Origin of the sequence: Pseudomonas sp. B19125, from assembly GCF_044218855.1 — a bacterium.
GTDB classification, from domain to species: Bacteria; Pseudomonadota; Gammaproteobacteria; order Pseudomonadales; family Pseudomonadaceae; genus Aquipseudomonas; species Aquipseudomonas edaphica.
Genome location: NZ_CP162589.1, coordinates 126,733 through 142,885, shown reverse-complemented (window position 1 = coordinate 142,885; position 16,153 = coordinate 126,733). Strand labels below are relative to the sequence as shown.

The following is a 16,153-nucleotide window of genomic DNA, read 5'->3' as shown; positions in this document are numbered from 1 at the left end:
CCTATCGTCTGCGCAAAAGAGGCGTGAAGTATGGCGAGCCGCCAGAGTATTCTGAAATTAAATATAACCATGCCAACCAGTGGCAAACGCAATGGTGAAAAACATGTTCGATCCCGTGTTGCTGCGCAGTTTTATCGCCGTGGTGGATTGCGGCAATTTCACTCGCGCTGCCGAGCGCTTGCACCTGACCCAATCCACCGTGAGCCAGCAGATTCGTCGCCTGGAAGACGCCGTGGCATGCCAGTTGCTCGACCGCGATCAACGCCACGTGGTGGCCACCGCCGAGGGCGAGCGTTTGCTGGCCTACGCGCGGCGCATCCTCGCGTTGCATGAGGAGGCCGCCGATGTGTTGATCAACCAGCAAAGCGACGGCGTGTTGCGCCTCGGCGTGCCGGAGGACTTTGCCGCCGAGCGCCTGATGCCGTTGCTGTCGGCTTTTGTGGTGGCCTATCCGCGAGTGCGGCTGGAAGTCACCAGCGGTCTCGGTCCGGAACTGCAGCGGCAATACCGCGCCGGTGAGTTCGACGTGTTGCTGGTCAAGCAGATGGGCGACAGCGATGACTGCGTGGCCTCGTGGCCGGAACCGCTGTGTTGGGTAGACAGCCGCAGCATGCCGTCGATTGGGCGCGACCCGCTGCCCTTGGTAGCGTTTCCGGTAGGCGGTTTGTACCGCAATGAAATGCTCCACCACCTGGAAGTTGGCGGTTGGCGTTGGCGCATCGGCTATTCCAGCGCCAGCCTGGCCAGTGTGTGCTCGGCGGTGGCGGCGGGGTTGGGTATCAGCCTGTTGCCGCGACGGGTGGTGCAGCCAGGGCATGTGGTACTGGGTGACGACAGTGGTTTACCCATGGTCCAGGGCGTGCGCCTTGCGCTGTATGGCCGCAGCGGCCTGGGGGCAGCGGGGCAAACGTTGCAGCGGCAATTGCTCGATTTATGCGCCAACAATCCATCTTGAAGCGTTCGACGAATGTTTTTTTGTGGCGAGCGGGCTTGCCCCGCGTTGGGCTGCGCAGCAGACCCAAAACCTGCCAACACGCTATGCCTGACGCGCCGCGTTTTGCCTTAGAGGGGCCGCTACGCAGCCCAACGCGGGGCAAGCCCGCTCGCCACAATCCATGCGTTTACTGAATATTTTTTATGCCTTTAAAGCATTCAAAAACAACCCCTTCGCCACAGGCCACGGCCAACGTGGCTTTGGCGTTTCAGGATGTTTCGTTTATTCAATTTAGATCTATGTATAACTTTAAAGATTACTTTAAGGGATAAGCGTCTAGCCCCGATGATTCAGCCCTCGACGGCCGCTTTGGCAGGCCTGTCGGTTTTTTGGTGTGAAAACCGTAGGGAGTGAATCAATGGGCAATGTCCAGACCGCCGCCAGTGCACCCGAGGCGAAGTGGCGCCAGGCACCGGGTGGTGAGTTGGTCGACCTTGGCCGGCCGCACCGCGCGCCGTTGGGGCAATTGCGTTTGCAGAAAACCCCGAAGCGTTTTTCGAGTCGTCGTGAAGGGATTCTGCTGGGGTTGCTGGTGTTGGCCTTGCACGGTGCGGTGATTTATTGGGTGAGCCAGAAGCCCACGCCGGTGTTGCCGATTGTGCCGCCGGAAATCCCGCCGATGACGATCGAATTTTCCCAACCCGCGCCGCCGGTGGTGGAGCCGCCTGCGCCTGTACCGCCGCCACCGCCTGTGGTGGAGCCACCACCGCCGGTGGTCGATGAGTTGGCCGCCAAACCAGCGCCGCCCAAACCTGTTCCAAAACCCAAGCCGAAGCCGGTGCCAAAACCTGAACCCAAACCTGTGCCAAAAGCGGTCGAGCAACCGCCTGCGCCACCGAAGCCTGCGCCTCCAGCGCCAGCAGCGCCACCGGCACCTTCACCTGCGCCGGTGACACCTGCTTCGGCCAACGCCGCGTACTTGAAGAACCCGGCGCCGGAGTACCCGTCACTGGCCCAGCGCCGTGGCTGGGAAGGCACGGTGTTGTTGCGCGTGCATGTGTTGGCCAGCGGCAAGCCGGGTGAGGTCCAGGTCCAGAAAAGCAGCGGTCGCCAGCAACTCGACGACGCCGCATTGACCGCCGTGAAGCGTTGGAGCTTCGTGCCGGCCAAGCAGGGCGATGTGGCCCAGGACGGCTGGGTCAGCGTTCCGATCGATTTCAAGATTCACTAACTATTCGGCAGCGGTGTGTTGGACACGCCGCCACCTGCACAGAGGGAAAACATCATGGCATTAGCATCTCCACTTGAATCCATCGAAAGCGCGGTAATCTGGCTGCTGGTGGTCTTTTCGGTCGCCACCTGGGGCCTGGCGTTATTGAAGGGCGTGCAGTTCGGGCGCCTCAAGGCGCAGGATCGCAAGTTTCACAAACAGTTCTGGGCGGCGTCGAGTCTCGATTCCGCCGCTGAGCTGACCGAGACCCAGCCCGGCGCCGCAGCCCGTGTAGCCCAGGCCGGTTATGCCGCGATCCAGGTCGGTGATGCCCCGCACGCAGCAGACTTGAGCCAGGCCATCAATCACCAGGACCGCCTTGAACGTGCCCTGCGCCAGCAGATCGTGCGTGAGCGCCGCTCTTTGGAAACCGGCCTGGCCGTGGTCGCCAGTATTGGCAGCACCTCGCCGTTTATCGGCCTGTTCGGCACCGTGTGGGGCATCATGGAAGCCCTCAAAGGCATCAGCGCTGCTGGCTCGGCCAGCCTGGAAACCGTGGCCGGCCCGATTGGTGCGGCATTGGTCGCCACCGGTGTGGGTATCGCGGTCGCGGTGCCGGCGGTGCTGGTCTACAACTACTTCCTGCGTCGCCTCAAGCTCACGGCGGCGGACCTGGATGACTTCGCTCACGACTTCTACAGCCTGGCGCAGAAGAATTCCTTCCGCGTGCTGCTGCACCCTACGCTGACCAAAAGCGCGGCAGGCACCGCGCAAAAAGTGAAGGAGGCGTCCTGAAATGGCCTTCTCCACGCAAGACAGTGATGAGGTGCTGAGCGAGATCAACGTCACGCCGCTGGTGGACGTGATGCTGGTGCTGCTGGTGGTGTTTATCGTCACCGCGCCGTTATTGACCAATTCGATCCCGATCAACCTGCCCAAGACCCAGGCCGTAGCCCCGGTGGAGCAGAAAGACCCGCTGGTGGTCAGCATCGACGGCGCCGGCAAATTGTTTATCAACAAGGACGAAATCCAGTCCGACCTGCTCGAGTTCAACCTGCAGGCGGCCAAGGCCAAGGACCCGGAGGTGCGGGTGCAGCTGCAGGCCGATGATGGTGTGAATTACGGCGAAGTGGCGCGAGCCATGGCGTCTATCGAGCGCGCAGGCATCACCAAGCTGTCGGTGATTACTGCACGTTAAGTTTCAAAAGCCTCGACAATTTTTTGGCCGTCTCCTTGGCAGGGTGCGGCCTTTTTTTTGCCTGGTATTTACCTGATTTCCACTGTGCAAGCCAGCTCCCACATTTTTAAGTATTCGTGTGATTGATATTTTGGTTATTAATAAATAGCTTCTTATTCCTTAACGAATATAACCCTCGTCCCTATACTGACCAGCAACGTTAAACGCTGCAGGAGGGCACACCCATGCACAGCGAGTCGATTCGTTATCTGATCGTGCCGGGCTGGCAAGGATCGCCAGAAGATCATTGGCAAAGTCATTGGCAGAACAGCCTGCCCAACAGTGCGCGTGTGGAGCAGGCCGATTGGCTTACCCCGCGTCGCGAAGACTGGGTGGCGGCACTGGCGGAGGCCATCGCCGCCGACAGCACGCCGGTGATTCTCATTGCCCATAGCCTGGGTTGCATCACGGTCGCCCATTGGGCGGCCACGGCGCCGGTGCATTTTCTACGCCAAGTGCGCGGCGCTTTGCTGGTGGCGCCGGCGGATGTCGAACGCCCAGCCTGTGCCCCCGCCCTGCGCAACTTTGCACCGATTCCCACGCACCTGTTGCCGTTTCCCAGCCAAGTGGTCAGCTCCGACAATGACAGCGCCGTCAGCGCCACCCGCGCCTTGGAGCTGGCCCGCAACTGGGGCGCCGAGGCCGGCATTTTGTCCGGTGCCGGGCATATCAATGTGAAGTCCGGCCACCAACGCTGGGAACAGGGTTTCGCCTACCTCTATCGCCTGCAAAACCGCCTTGAGCATCACGCCCGGCGCCGTGCATAAATTTTTTTCAACGCCCCGTCCCTGAGCGGATTTGGGGCGGGAGCCTGCCATGAGTCATGACACCTTTGGCCAGCCGTTGCTGACCTTTCCCGATGCTGAAAAAAGCCCGCTGAGCATCCGCGCCAAGGCGCTGGTGTTTGTCGACCCGCGTTCCCGCCAGCTGCGTGAAGAGCTGGAAAGCCTCGCACCGCGTGCATTGCCGGTGTTGATTCGCGGTGAGACCGGCAGCGGTAAAGAGCTGCTCGCGCGACATATTCACCGGGGCAGCGACCGCACGGGTTTGTTTGTGTCGGTCAATTGCGGCGCCATCAGCCCTACCTACGCGGATGCCGAATTGTTCGGCTATGCCGCCGGCAGCCATAGCGGAGCAGCCAGCAGCCGCGCCGGCTGGTTTGGCTCGGCCAATGGCGGCACCTTGTACCTGGACGAGATCGGCGATTTGCCGCTGCCGATCCAGGTGAAATTGCTCGCCGCCCTGGAAAACCACGAAGTCACCCGTGTCGGCGCTCATCAGCCAAGCCCGGTGGATGTGCGGCTGGTCGCCGCCACCAGTATCGACCTGGCCCAGGCCGTGGCCGCCGGAAAGTTTCATGAACGCCTGTTCCATTACCTGAGCGAAGGCCAGTTGGACCTGCCGGCTCTGCGTGAGCGGGTGGGCGACATTTTGTCCCTGGCTGAATATTTCCTCGGCATCTACAGCCAGCGCCTCGACCTGCCGGTGCCCCTGATCAGTGACGCCGCCCAGCGTGTGCTGGAGCATCACAGCTGGCCGGGCAATACCCGTGAGCTGGAAAACGTTATTCACTTTGCGCTGTTGGTAAGCAGTGGCGATGAGATTTTACCCGAGCATTTGAACCTGCCCGCCGCCGGTTCGCCGTTGGAACAACTGCGGCGGATCTTCGCGAGTGCCAGCGCCGCGGAACAGCAAAGCTTGCTCAGCTTTCTAAATGAGCAGCCGCAACATGAACAAAATGGAATATCAACGTGAATAAAAGATATTGTTCGGGAATAAAAAATCTAGGTATTGTCCATCCCACGCCGCGATAGCACTTCGCTGGCACACCATAAAAAACGGTCGTCAGAGACGCCCCGGAATTTCGATAAGGACACTGCATGAAAAAGGTTCTGTTGTTTACCGCACTGGCGGCTGCCCTGACTGCAAGCTTCGCCCAGGCCAACGAGAAACTGGTGGTAGCGGCTACCCCGATCCCGCACGCGGAGATCCTTGAGCTGGTCAAGCCGACCCTGGCTAAAGAAGGCGTGGACCTGGAAATCAAAGTCTTCACTGACTATGTGCAACCCAATACCCAGGTTGCCGAGAAGCGTCTGGACGCCAACTACTTCCAGACCCTGCCGTACCTGGAAAACTTCAACAAGGGCAAGGGCACCAACCTGGTCACCGTGATTGGTGTGCACGTTGAGCCCATCGGCGGTTACTCGAAAAAGATCAAGAATATTTCTGAACTCAAAGATGGCGCCACCGTGGCCATCCCTAACGAAGGCTCCAACGCTGGCCGTGCCCTGTTGCTGCTGCAAAAGAACGGCCTGATTACGCTGAAAGACCCGACCAATGCACTGGCTACGCCGAAAGACATCGCCAGCAACCCGAAAAACCTGAAATTCAAAGAGCTGGAATCGGCGCTGCTGCCACGTGTGCTGGACCAGGTTGACCTGGATGTGATCAACACCAACTACGCCCTGGAAGCCGGCCTGAACCCAGCCAAAGACGCGCTGATCATCGAAGACGCCAAGTCGCCGTACGTGAACTTCCTGGTGGCGCGCCCGGACAACAAGGACAGCGACGCCATCCAGAAACTGGCCAAGGCCCTGACCAGCCCGCAAGTCAAAGCCTTCATCGAGAAGAAGTACAACGGCGCGGTAGTGCCTGCGTTCTGATGTAAACCAAACCCCCTTCAAGGTTTGAACGCCGACGGCTACTGCAGCGTCGGCGTTTTTTTATGCCTGAAACACAATCAAACCCTGTGGGAGCTGGCTTGCCTGCGATTGATCGTTCCCACGCTCCGCGTGGGAATGCCTCCTGTGACGCTCCGCGTCACGAGCGGACGCAGAGCGTCCTGTGCTGCATTCCCACGCAGAGCGTGGGAACGATCAGCGTTTCAGAGCTCGCGGCTATTGATCGCCCGACGCAACGCCACCAGCCACTTCACCAGTTCCTGCGGATCAATCGGTTTCGCTTCGTTCATTATTCATTCCCTCGAAACACAGACCCATCAACCATAGCCGCAGCCCGCCAAACCCGCGAATCCGCGGGTTATCTTTTTGGGTGATATCAATATGCTATTTGGGTATTTAAATTTTACTTTTTATGCCTTTAAAGTTCGCGCTACCCGGCGTTACCCATGCCGGAACGGACAGCGCCCGCCGCATTACCCCTGCGGCGTCATGGACTCAAGATGACCTTCGATTTTGCTTTTATCCTCAGCACCTTGCCGGCGTTTCTCAAAGCCGTGGGGGTCACGCTGCAAGTGGGTTTGATCGCCATTGCCACCTCCCTGCTGGTGGCGCTGATCAACGCCGCACTGCTGGTGTTTCGCACGCCCTACCTGTCGCGCCTGGTGGCGCTGTATGTGGAGCTGGCGCGTAATACACCGCTGCTGATCCAACTGTTTTTCGTCTACTTCGCACTGCCGGCCCTGGGCTTCAATATCTCCGGGTTCTGGGCGGCGATCATCACCATGACCTTCCTCGGCGGCGCCTACCTCACCGAAGTGCTGCGCGCCGGAGTGGAAGCGGTGCCGCTGGCGCAGATCGAGTCGGGCAAGTCCATCGGCCTGTCGGACTGGCAATTGCTGCGTCATGTGATCCTGCCCCAGGCCGGTATCCTCAGCCTGCCGGCGCTGTTTGCCAATTTCATCTTTTTGCTCAAAGAGACCACCGTGGTGTCCGCCGTGGCGGTGCCGGAGATTCTCTACACCACCAAGAGCTACATCGCGCTCTACTACAAGACCTACGAAATGCTCGCCGTGCTGACGCTGATTTGCGTGTTGCTGTTCTTGCCGCTGTCGCTGTTGCTCAGCCGCCTGGAAAGGAGGCTCCAGCATGGCCAGTTCGGGTCTTGAGTTGTTGTGGGTGTCGTTGCCGCAACTGGGCAAGGGCGCGGCGCAAACCCTGTCGATTTCATTTTTGAGCATCGCCTTCAGCACTGTCGGCGGCGTGTTGTATGGCGTATTGCGCACCTTGAATAACAAGGTGATCAACGCGGTGCTGCGGGTTTACCTCGAGCTGTTCCGGGCGATCCCGGTGCTGGTGTGGTTGTACCTGCTGTTTTTCGGGCTGCCGATTTTCTTTGGCCTGAGCATTCCAAGCTTCTGGTGCGCGGTGCTGGTGCTGTCGCTATGGGGCGCCAGCGAGGTCGGCGAAGTGGTGCGTGGCGCGCTCCATTCGCTGCCACGCGGCCAGCGCGAGGCGGGGTTGTCGATTGGTTTATCCGACCCGCAACTGTACGGCTACGTACTGCTGCCCCAAGCCCTCAAACGCATGACGCCGCCGACCATCAACGTCTATACGCGCATCATCAAGACCAGCTCGCTGGCGGTGCTGATCGGCGTGGTGGATGTGATCAAGGTCGGCCAGCAAATCATCGAGCGCACCTACGAGTCGGTATTGATCTACGGCGTGCTGTTCCTGTTTTTCTTCTTTATCTGCTACCCGTTGTCGGCCGCCTCCAAGGTGCTGGAACGGCGCTGGGGCCAGGCATGAGCGCATTGATCGAGTTCCAGGGTTTCAACAAATTCTTCGGCGAGGCGCAGGTGCTCAAGGGCATCGACCTGAGCGTGCAGAGTGGCGAAGTGGTGGTGATCCTTGGCCCCAGCGGCTGCGGCAAAAGCACGTTGCTGCGTTGCCTGAATGGCTTGGAAGTCGCCCACAGCGGCAGCCTGCGTTTTGCCGGCAAGGAGCTATTGGACAAACACACCGACTGGCGCCAGGTGCGTCAGGACGTGGGCATGGTGTTCCAGAGCTACCACCTGTTCCCGCACATGAGCGTGCTCGACAATATCCTGCTCGGCCCGCTGAAGGTGCAAAAGCGCGACCCGCGTGAAGCCCGTGAGCAAGCAGAGAACCTGCTGGAGCGTGTGGGACTTGCCGACAAGCGCGACGCCTTCCCGCGACAGCTCTCCGGCGGCCAGCAACAACGCATCGCCATCGTCCGTTCGCTGTGCATGAACCCGCAGGTCATGCTGTTTGATGAAGTCACCGCCGCCCTCGACCCGGAGATGGTCAAGGAAGTGCTGGAAGTGATTCAAGGCCTGGCCCGCGATGGCATGACCCTGTTGATTGTCACCCATGAAATGGCCTTCGCCCGAGCCGTCGCTGACCGCGTGGTGTTCATGGAGGCCGGTCGCATCCTCGAGCACAACACCCCCGAGGCATTCTTTACGAACCCGCAAACCGCACGCGCGCAGCAGTTCCTGGAGAAGTTCTCCTTTGTTTCAACACTGCCCAAAAAGACCAAGGAATTGGAGCTGATATGAAAAAACTACTGCTGCCACTGTTTGCCGTCGCCTTACTGGCCGGCTGCGATAAAAAGGCCGAAGAGCCTGCCAAACCCGTCGCTGCTGCCAGTTACATCGACAAGATCAAAGCACGCGACAAGCTGATCGTCGGCGTGTTTACCGACAAACCACCGTTTGGTTTCGTCAACGAAGCGGGCCGCTATGTGGGGTTTGATACCGACATTGGCCGCCAATTCGCCAAGGACCTGTTGGGCGATGAAAACAAGGTTGAGTTCGTAGCCGTCGAGCCGGCCAGCCGTATTCCGTTCCTGCAAAGCGACAAGGTCGACCTGATCCTCGCCAACATGACCGTGACGCCGGAGCGCAAGGAAGCGGTGGACTTTACCAACCCCAACTTGAAGGTCGCTGTGCAGGCGCTGGTGCCGAATGACAGCGCGGTCAAAAGCCTGGATGACCTGGCGACCCGCACCATCATCGTCACCACCGGCACCACCGCCGATATCTGGCTGACCAAGAACCACCCGGACTGGAAACTGCTCAAGTTCGAGAAAAACTCCGAGTCACTGCAAGCCCTGTCCGCCGGGCGTGGCGATGCCTACGCGCAAGACAACCTGGTGCTGTTCAGCTGGGCCAAGCAGAACCCTGGCTACCGCGTGCTGGAAGAGAAACTCGGTGATGAAGCGCCGATTGCGCCGGCGGTGAAGAAGGGCAATATCGAACTGCGCGACTGGGTGAACGCGGAGCTGGCGAAGTTGGGTGAGGAGAAGTTTTTGCTCAAGCTGTATGACCAGTACGTGCGTAAAGAGCTGAGCGATGACACCAAGCCTGAGAGTGTGATTGTTGAAGGCGGGAAGTGGCAGGGCTGATATAGCTATCGCAGGCAAGCCAGCTCCCACATTTTGATGTGTGAATATCTTCAAATGTGGGAGCGGGCTTGCCCGCGATGAGGCCGGCCCAGTCATCTCTTATTCCGGCCAATGCCAGGCCGGTGCATCCAGAATTCCCTGGCCGACAATCTGGGTCTGCCCCAGCACCTTCTCCAGCACGATCGAATTGCATTCTTCATCTTGCTGCAACGCCGCGATCAAGCGGCTGGCATGCGACACCACCCACACCTGGCACTGCTTCGAGGCCTGGATAATCAAACGTGCCAACGCCGGTAATAAATCCGGGTGCAGGCTGGTTTCCGGTTCGTTCAGTACCATCATGGTCGGCGGCCGTGGCGTCAGCAGTGCCGCGATCAGCAGCAGGTAGCGCAAGGTGCCGTCTGACAATTCCGCTGCCGACAATGGCCGCAGCAAACCTTCCTGATAAAACTCAATTGCAAAACGCCCACCTTGCAACGGCTCGATATTCAGCCGTGCGCCGGGGAAGGCATCACTGACTGCGCGCTGCAACGCCTCGGGGTCGCCGATTTCGCGGATGGTCTGCAATGCCGCAGCCAAGTCGCGCCCATCGTGATGCAGTACCGGTGTGCGCGTGCCCAGTTGCGGCTGGCGCACGGGGGCATCCACATCACTGCGAAAATGATCATAAAAGCGCCAGCCACGAATGCTTTCGCGCAGCAGCAACACTTCCGGCGAGCCGCGCAGGCTGCCGACCTGATCGAACAGGCTGTGGTAGTTGGGTGTGTGCTGGGCCAATACGTCCCAGGCGCGGCCATCGCGTGCGCGCACCATCGGCCCGGACCGCTGCACCAGCAGGCTGGCCGGGCGGTAGATGTGACCGGCCCAGATGCATTCTTTCTTTACCTCCGGGTCCAGTTGGAACGCGGACAGGGTCTTTTCCGGCAACCCAAGGGAGATTGCGTAGCTGAAGTCCTCAGCGGCAAACCCCAGGCGCAGGCGTTTGACGCCCTGGCGCACGGTCGGCTCAACCGCCACCTCGCCATTGCGCATGCGTCGGCTGACGTTCTCAGGCCCGGCCCAGAAGGTCGAATCCAGCCCACCCTCACGCGCCAGTGCATTGATCACTCCGCCCTGGGCCGTCTCCGCCAGCAAGCGCAGGGCACGGTACAGGTTGGACTTGCCGCTGCCATTGGGGCCGGTGACCAGGTTCAACCGGTCCAGCGGCACCACCAATTTATTGATCGAGCGGTAGTTGGCCACCGCGAGGGTTTTGAGCATGTGTATTTAGCCGGCGTGGGAACCCTTGGAGTATGGGATGCTCAATGCAGATAAGGAACCCTGATCTAAGCTCACAGTCGCATACTCACTGTCACATCGCGTCACGCAAAAGGAGCCTGCATGGGCGGTCGTATTTACACCTGTATTTTCGCATTGGGCCTGCTGACGCTGCTGAGCGGTTGCGGCCAGGAAAAGTCCGAACCCAAGGAACATTCGCGGGTGTTTGTGCAGGCCGTGCAACCCGCGGATTTTGCCGCCGCAGTGACCCTGACCGGCGATATCCAGGCCCGCGTGCAAACCGATTTGTCCTTTCGCGTGGGCGGCAAGATTATCCAGCGCATGGTCGACGTGGGCGACCGCGTGACCGCCAAGCAAGTGCTGGCCAAACTTGACCCCAAAGACTTGCAGACCAACGTCGATTCCGCTCAGGCCCAGGTCGTGGCCGAGCAGGCGCGGGTCAAGCAAACCGCCGCCGCCTTCGTACGCCAGGAAAAGCTCCTGCCCAAGGGCTACACCAGCCGCAGCGAATACGACGCTGCCCAAGCCGCGCGGCGTAGCAGCCAAAGCGCTCTGGCTGCCGCCCAAGCCCAATTGGCCAATGCCCGCGAACAACTCGGCTATACCGCGCTGGTCGCCGATGCACCTGGCGTGATCACTGCACGCCAGGCCGAAGTCGGCCAGGTGGTGCAGGCCACCGTGCCGATTTTCAGCCTGGCCACCGATGGCGAGCGCGATGCGGTGTTCAACGTCTATGAGTCCTTGCTGGTGGAGCCGCCGCCCGATGCGCCGATCACCGTGAGCCTGCTGGATGACCCGAGTATCAAGGCCGTGGGTAAAGTGCGCGAAGTCACGCCCGCCGTGGCGGCCAATACCGGCACCGTGCAAGTGAAAATCGCCCTGCAATCGCTGCCTAAAGGCATGCAACTGGGCTCAGTGGTCAGCGCCACGGCCAATGGCCCGGCCAAGGCCAGTGTGGAGTTGCCGTGGTCGGCGCTGACCAAAGACCTCAACGAACCCGCCGTGTGGCTGATTGACGGCGACGGCAAGGCGCAACTGCACAAAGTCACGGTAGCGCGCTATCTGACCGGCAAAGTGATCATTGGCGACGGCCTTAAAGGCGGCGAAAAAGTCGTGGTGGCCGGCGGGCAATTGCTGCACCCGGGCATGATCGTCGAGATCGCCCAGCAAGGAGTCCAGCCATGAAGCGCCTGACGGCATTGCTTGCCGCCAGCCTGTTGCTGGTCGCTTGTTCCAAAGAGGAAACGCCGCCCGAGCCCGTGCGGCCGGTGCTGTCCATGCAAGTGAAGTCCGAAGATCAGGAAAACCTCGGCCGCTTCGCCGGCACCATCCAGGCCCGCTACGAAAGCAACCTGGGTTTCCGCGTGCCTGGCCGTATCGCCCGCCGCGCCGTGGATGTCGGCGCCGAAGTGGAGAAGGGCGCCTTGCTCGCGGTGCTCGACCCCACCGACCAGCAAAACCAGTTGCGCGCCGCCCAAGGCGACCTGGCCCGCGTGCAGGCGCAGTTCATCAATGCCCAGGCCAACGCTCGGCGCCAGCAGGAACTGTTCAATCGCGGCGTCGGTGCCCAGGCCCAGCTGGATGTGGCGCAGACCGACTTGAAAACCACCCAGGCGACCCTTGATCAAGCCAAAGCCTCGGTCAACCAGGCTAAAGACCAACTCAACTACGCCGAACTGCGCACCGACCACGCCGGGATCGTCACCGCCTGGAATGCCGAGGCCGGACAAGTGGTCAGCGCCGGCCAGCAAGTGGTGACCCTGGCGCGCCCGGACATCAAGGAAGCGGTGATCGACCTGCCCGCCGGGCTTGCCGAGCGCCTGCCGCCGGACGTGGTATTCCTGGTCGCCGGGCAGCTCGACCCCAGCGTCAACACCACCGCCATCGTGCGCGAGATCGAACCCCAGGCCCAAAGCGCCACGCGCACCCGCCGCGCGCGCCTGACCCTGGCCGAGACGCCACCTGCGTTCCGCCTCGGCACCGCCATCAGCGTGACCCTGAGCACGGCCATTGCACCGCGTATCGAAGTACCGCTGACCGCCTTGCAGGAAGCCGACGGCAAAACCCGTATCTGGTTGCTCGACACCCAGAGCCAGACCGTGCTGCCGCGTGACGTCACGGTGATCAGCCGTGATGCCAACAGCGCCTTGCTCAACGGCGGCGTCAAACCCGGCGAACGCATCGTCACCGCTGGCGTGAACAGCCTGAAACCCGGGCAAAAAGTCAAAATCGACGAGGACAGCCCGCGATGAAAGGGAGCTTCAACTTATCCGACTGGGCCCTTAAGCATCAGTCCTTCGTCTGGTACTTGATGTTCGTCGCGCTGCTGATGGGCGTGTTCTCCTACATGAACCTGGGCCGCGAGGAAGACCCGTCGTTCACCATCAAGACCATGGTGATCCAGACCCGCTGGCCGGGCGCGACCCAGGAAGAAACCCTCAAGCAGGTCACCGACCGCATCGAGAAAAAACTCGAAGAACTCGACTCCCTTGACTACGTGAAGAGCTACACGCGGCCGGGTGAATCCACGGTATTCGTCTTCCTCAAGGACACCACCAGCGCCAAGGCCATCCCGGAGATCTGGTACCAGGTGCGCAAGAAGATCGACGATATTCGCGGCACCTTCCCCCAGGGTTTGCAGGGGCCGTCGTTCAACGATGAGTTCGGTGATGTGTTCGGCTCGGTCTACGCCTTTACCGGCGACGGCCTGTCGATGCGCCAACTGCGTGACTATGTGGAGCAGGTGCGTGCCGAAATTCGTTCGGTGCCGGGGCTGGGCAAGGTCGAGATGATCGGCCAGCAGGACGAAGTGATTTACCTGAACTTCTCCACGCGCAAACTCGCCGCGTTGGGCATTGATCAACGCCAAGTGGTGCAAAGCCTGCAATCACAGAACGCCGTGACGCCTGCCGGGGTGATCGAGGCCGGGCCGGAACGGATTTCGGTGCGCACGTCCGGGCAATTCGCCTCGGAGAAAGACCTGGCCAACGTCAACCTGCGGCTCAATGACCGTTTCTACCGGTTGGCCGACATTGCCGACATCAGCCGTGGCTACGTCGACCCGGCGCGGCCGATGTTCCGTTTCAACGGCAAACAGGCGATTGGCTTGGCCATCGCCATGCAGAAGGGCGGCAATATCCAATCCTTCGGCAAGGCGCTGCACACGCGCATGGACGAACTGACCGCCGACCTGCCAGTGGGCGTCGGCGTGCATAAGGTTTCCGACCAGGCCGAAGTGGTGGAAGAAGCCGTCGGCGGCTTTACCAGCGCCTTGTTTGAAGCGGTGATCATCGTGTTGGTGGTGAGCTTTATCAGCCTCGGCATGCGTGCCGGCCTGGTGGTGGCGTGCTCGATTCCACTGGTGCTGGCGCTGGTGTTCGTGTTCATGGAATACAGCGGCATCACCATGCAGCGGGTGTCGCTGGGCGCGTTGATCATCGCCCTCGGCCTGTTGGTGGACGACGCGATGATCACCGTCGAGATGATGATCACGCGCCTGGAAAAAGGCGAAACCAAGGAGCAGGCGGCGACCTACGCCTACACCTCGACGGCTTTCCCGATGCTCACCGGTACGCTGGTGACCGTCGCCGGCTTTGTGCCGATTGGCCTCAACGCCAGTTCGGCGGGTGAGTACACCTTCACCCTGTTTGCGGTGATTGCCGTGGCCATGCTGGTGTCATGGGTGGTGGCGGTGCTGTTCGCGCCGGTGATCGGCGTGCATATCCTCAGCGCCAAGGTAAAACCGCATGACGCTGAGCCGGGGCGCATCGGCCGCGCCTTCAACGGCGGCATGCTCTGGGCCATGCGCAACCGCTGGTGGGCCATCGGCATCACCGTGGGCCTGTTTGTAGCCTCGGTGTTTTCGATGCAATTTGTGCAGAACCAGTTCTTCCCGTCCTCGGACCGCCCGGAAATCCTCGTCGACCTCAACCTGCCGCAAAACGCCTCGATCAATGAGACGCGCAAGGCCGTCGACCGCCTTGAAGCGATCATCAAGGACGACCCGGACATTGCGCGCTGGAGCACCTACATTGGCCAGGGTGCGATTCGTTTCTACCTGCCCCTGGACCAGCAACTGGAAAACCCCTACTACGCGCAGTTGGTCATCGTGAGCAAAGGCCTGGAAGAGCGCGGTGCGTTAATTGCACGCCTGCAAAAGCGCCTGCGCGATGATTTTGTCGGCATCGGCAGTTATGTGCAGCCGCTGGAAATGGGCCCGCCGGTGGGGCGGCCGATCCAGTATCGGGTGTCGGGCAAAGACATTGATCAGGTGCGCAAACATGCCATCGAACTGGCGACCTTGCTGGATAAAAACAGCCACCTGGGCGAGATCATCTACGACTGGAACGAGCCCGGCAAAGTGCTGCGCGTGGACATTGCCCAGGACAAGGCGCGCCAACTCGGGCTGTCGTCGGAAGACGTGGCGCAGTTGATGAACAGCGTGGTCAGCGGCGCTTCGGTGACCCAGGTACACGACGATATCTACCTGATCAACGTGGTCGGCCGCGCCGAAGATGCCGAGCGCGGTACGCCGGAAACCTTGCAGAACCTGCAGATCGTCACACCCAACGGCACCTCGATTCCGCTGCTGGCCTTCGCCACCGTTCGTTATGAGTTGGAGCAGCCGCTGGTATGGCGTCGCGACCGCAAGCCGACGATCACCATCAAGGCCTCGGTGCGCGATGAGATGCAGCCCACGGACCTGGTCAAACAGCTGGCGCCGACCATCGAGAAATTCAGCGCGGGGCTGCCGGTGGGTTACAAGGTGGCCACCGGCGGCACCGTCGAAGAAAGCGGCAAGGCCCAAGGCCCGATTGCCAAGGTGGTGCCGCTGATGCTGTTCCTGATGGCGACGTTCCTGATGATCCAGCTGCACAGCGTGCAGAAGATGTTCCTGGTGGCCAGTGTCGCGCCACTGGGCCTTATTGGCGTGGTGCTGGCGCTGATCCCCACCGGCACGCCCATGGGCTTTGTGGCGATCCTCGGCATTCTGGCGCTGATCGGCATCATCATCCGTAACTCGGTGATTCTGGTGACGCAGATCCACGAATATGAAGTGGCCGGCTACACACCATGGGACGCGGTGGTGGAAGCCACCGAGCACCGGCGCCGGCCGATCCTGCTCACCGCAGCGGCGGCCAGCCTGGGCATGATCCCGATTGCGCGGGAAGTGTTCTGGGGGCCGATGGCTTACGCGATGATTGGCGGGATCATCATTGCGACCTTGCTGACGCTGCTGTTTTTGCCGGCGTTGTATGTGGCTTGGTACAAGATTCGCGAGCCGAAAAAAGAACAGGCCTGACCATCGGAGCCTTCCTGAATGGATGTGGGAAGGTTCTTTGAAACACTTTTCGAACACTTGCTGAGGCTTATGTGCATTACCCTC

Annotated in this window: 15 protein-coding genes; 14 read left to right on the top strand and 1 reads right to left on the bottom strand. The window is 60.7% G+C overall.

Annotated elements, in window-relative coordinates; genetic code table 11:
* Positions 1-103: 103 nt before the first annotated feature.
* From AB4P96_RS00660 to AB4P96_RS00610, 11 genes are all read left to right on the top strand, one after another.
* The gene (locus AB4P96_RS00660; RefSeq protein ID WP_395600417.1) at positions 104-955 is read left to right on the top strand and encodes a LysR family transcriptional regulator; all 852 of its coding nucleotides are present in this window, start codon (positions 104-106) and stop codon (positions 953-955) included.
* A gap of 397 nt (positions 956-1,352) precedes the next feature.
* Complete coding sequence (locus tag AB4P96_RS00655) at positions 1,353-2,165, top strand: energy transducer TonB (RefSeq protein WP_395600416.1); 813 nt, start codon at positions 1,353-1,355, stop codon at positions 2,163-2,165.
* Positions 2,166-2,216: 51 nt separating this feature from the next.
* Positions 2,217-2,939 (top strand): MotA/TolQ/ExbB proton channel family protein, encoded by a 723-nt coding sequence (locus tag AB4P96_RS00650; RefSeq protein WP_085985974.1) that lies wholly within the window; start codon positions 2,217-2,219, stop codon positions 2,937-2,939.
* Position 2,940: 1 nt separating this feature from the next.
* Positions 2,941-3,342, top strand: a complete 402-nt coding sequence (locus tag AB4P96_RS00645; RefSeq protein WP_236461084.1) for a biopolymer transporter ExbD — start codon at positions 2,941-2,943, stop codon at positions 3,340-3,342.
* A 224-nt stretch (positions 3,343-3,566) separates the two neighbouring features.
* Positions 3,567-4,148, top strand: a complete 582-nt coding sequence (locus AB4P96_RS00640; protein ID WP_058422586.1) for an alpha/beta hydrolase — start codon at positions 3,567-3,569, stop codon at positions 4,146-4,148.
* A 49-nt stretch (positions 4,149-4,197) separates the two neighbouring features.
* Entirely contained in the window at positions 4,198-5,136 is a 939-nt protein-coding gene (locus tag AB4P96_RS00635; protein ID WP_395600415.1) for a sigma 54-interacting transcriptional regulator, read from the top strand.
* 125 nt (positions 5,137-5,261) lie between these two features.
* Positions 5,262-6,044 carry a MetQ/NlpA family ABC transporter substrate-binding protein gene (locus tag AB4P96_RS00630; RefSeq protein WP_017135750.1) on the top strand — a complete coding sequence of 261 codons (783 nt, stop codon included), beginning with the start codon at positions 5,262-5,264 and terminating at the stop codon, positions 6,042-6,044.
* Between the two features lie 518 nt (positions 6,045-6,562).
* Entirely contained in the window at positions 6,563-7,228 is a 666-nt protein-coding gene (locus tag AB4P96_RS00625; protein ID WP_003187615.1) for an amino acid ABC transporter permease, read from the top strand.
* Positions 7,209-7,868: an amino acid ABC transporter permease gene (locus AB4P96_RS00620; protein ID WP_065930871.1), complete on the top strand. Its 660-nt coding sequence runs from the start codon at positions 7,209-7,211 to the stop codon at positions 7,866-7,868. Before AB4P96_RS00625 ends, AB4P96_RS00620 begins: the two co-directional genes overlap by 20 nt.
* On the top strand, positions 7,865-8,641 hold the full coding sequence (locus tag AB4P96_RS00615; protein ID WP_017135747.1) for an amino acid ABC transporter ATP-binding protein: 777 nt from the start codon (positions 7,865-7,867) through the stop codon (positions 8,639-8,641). Before AB4P96_RS00620 ends, AB4P96_RS00615 begins: the two co-directional genes overlap by 4 nt.
* A complete protein-coding gene (locus AB4P96_RS00610) occupies positions 8,638-9,489 on the top strand; it encodes a transporter substrate-binding domain-containing protein (protein ID WP_138452525.1) in 852 nt (283 codons plus the stop codon). Before AB4P96_RS00615 ends, AB4P96_RS00610 begins: the two co-directional genes overlap by 4 nt.
* 99 nt (positions 9,490-9,588) lie before the next feature.
* On the opposite strand, the gene AB4P96_RS00605 is transcribed toward AB4P96_RS00610, so the two are convergent.
* Positions 9,589-10,749, bottom strand: coding sequence for an AAA family ATPase (locus AB4P96_RS00605; RefSeq protein WP_017135745.1), 1,161 nt, complete (start codon positions 10,747-10,749; stop codon positions 9,589-9,591).
* A gap of 120 nt (positions 10,750-10,869) precedes the next feature.
* Between AB4P96_RS00605 and AB4P96_RS00600 the strand changes: the two genes are divergently transcribed.
* From AB4P96_RS00600 to AB4P96_RS00590, 3 genes are read left to right on the top strand one after another with little or no spacing between them, the layout of a single operon-like run.
* Positions 10,870-11,952: an efflux RND transporter periplasmic adaptor subunit gene (locus AB4P96_RS00600; RefSeq protein WP_395600414.1), complete on the top strand. Its 1,083-nt coding sequence runs from the start codon at positions 10,870-10,872 to the stop codon at positions 11,950-11,952.
* Positions 11,949-13,019, top strand: a complete 1,071-nt coding sequence (locus AB4P96_RS00595; protein ID WP_017135743.1) for an efflux RND transporter periplasmic adaptor subunit — start codon at positions 11,949-11,951, stop codon at positions 13,017-13,019. Before AB4P96_RS00600 ends, AB4P96_RS00595 begins: the two co-directional genes overlap by 4 nt.
* Positions 13,016-16,069: an efflux RND transporter permease subunit gene (locus AB4P96_RS00590; protein ID WP_017135742.1), complete on the top strand. Its 3,054-nt coding sequence runs from the start codon at positions 13,016-13,018 to the stop codon at positions 16,067-16,069. Before AB4P96_RS00595 ends, AB4P96_RS00590 begins: the two co-directional genes overlap by 4 nt.
* Positions 16,070-16,153: the final 84 nt, after the last annotated feature.

Excerpts from the sequence above, each read along its gene's own strand:
- AB4P96_RS00660 (WP_395600417.1), top strand. The coding sequence starts at position 104 with ATGTTCGATCCCGTGTTGCTGCGCAGTTTTATCGCCGTGGTGGATTGC.
- AB4P96_RS00655 (WP_395600416.1), top strand. The coding sequence starts at position 1,353 with ATGGGCAATGTCCAGACCGCCGCCAGTGCACCCGAGGCGAAGTGGCGC.
- AB4P96_RS00645 (WP_236461084.1), top strand. The coding sequence starts at position 2,941 with ATGGCCTTCTCCACGCAAGACAGTGATGAGGTGCTGAGCGAGATCAAC.
- AB4P96_RS00640 (WP_058422586.1), top strand. The coding sequence starts at position 3,567 with ATGCACAGCGAGTCGATTCGTTATCTGATCGTGCCGGGCTGGCAAGGA.
- AB4P96_RS00635 (WP_395600415.1), top strand. The coding sequence starts at position 4,198 with ATGAGTCATGACACCTTTGGCCAGCCGTTGCTGACCTTTCCCGATGCT.
- AB4P96_RS00630 (WP_017135750.1), top strand. The coding sequence starts at position 5,262 with ATGAAAAAGGTTCTGTTGTTTACCGCACTGGCGGCTGCCCTGACTGCA.
- AB4P96_RS00625 (WP_003187615.1), top strand. The coding sequence starts at position 6,563 with ATGACCTTCGATTTTGCTTTTATCCTCAGCACCTTGCCGGCGTTTCTC.
- AB4P96_RS00620 (WP_065930871.1), top strand. The coding sequence starts at position 7,209 with ATGGCCAGTTCGGGTCTTGAGTTGTTGTGGGTGTCGTTGCCGCAACTG.
- AB4P96_RS00615 (WP_017135747.1), top strand. The coding sequence starts at position 7,865 with ATGAGCGCATTGATCGAGTTCCAGGGTTTCAACAAATTCTTCGGCGAG.
- AB4P96_RS00610 (WP_138452525.1), top strand. The coding sequence starts at position 8,638 with ATGAAAAAACTACTGCTGCCACTGTTTGCCGTCGCCTTACTGGCCGGC.
- AB4P96_RS00605 (WP_017135745.1), bottom strand. The coding sequence starts at position 10,749 with ATGCTCAAAACCCTCGCGGTGGCCAACTACCGCTCGATCAATAAATTG.
- AB4P96_RS00600 (WP_395600414.1), top strand. The coding sequence starts at position 10,870 with ATGGGCGGTCGTATTTACACCTGTATTTTCGCATTGGGCCTGCTGACG.
- AB4P96_RS00595 (WP_017135743.1), top strand. The coding sequence starts at position 11,949 with ATGAAGCGCCTGACGGCATTGCTTGCCGCCAGCCTGTTGCTGGTCGCT.
- AB4P96_RS00590 (WP_017135742.1), top strand. The coding sequence starts at position 13,016 with ATGAAAGGGAGCTTCAACTTATCCGACTGGGCCCTTAAGCATCAGTCC.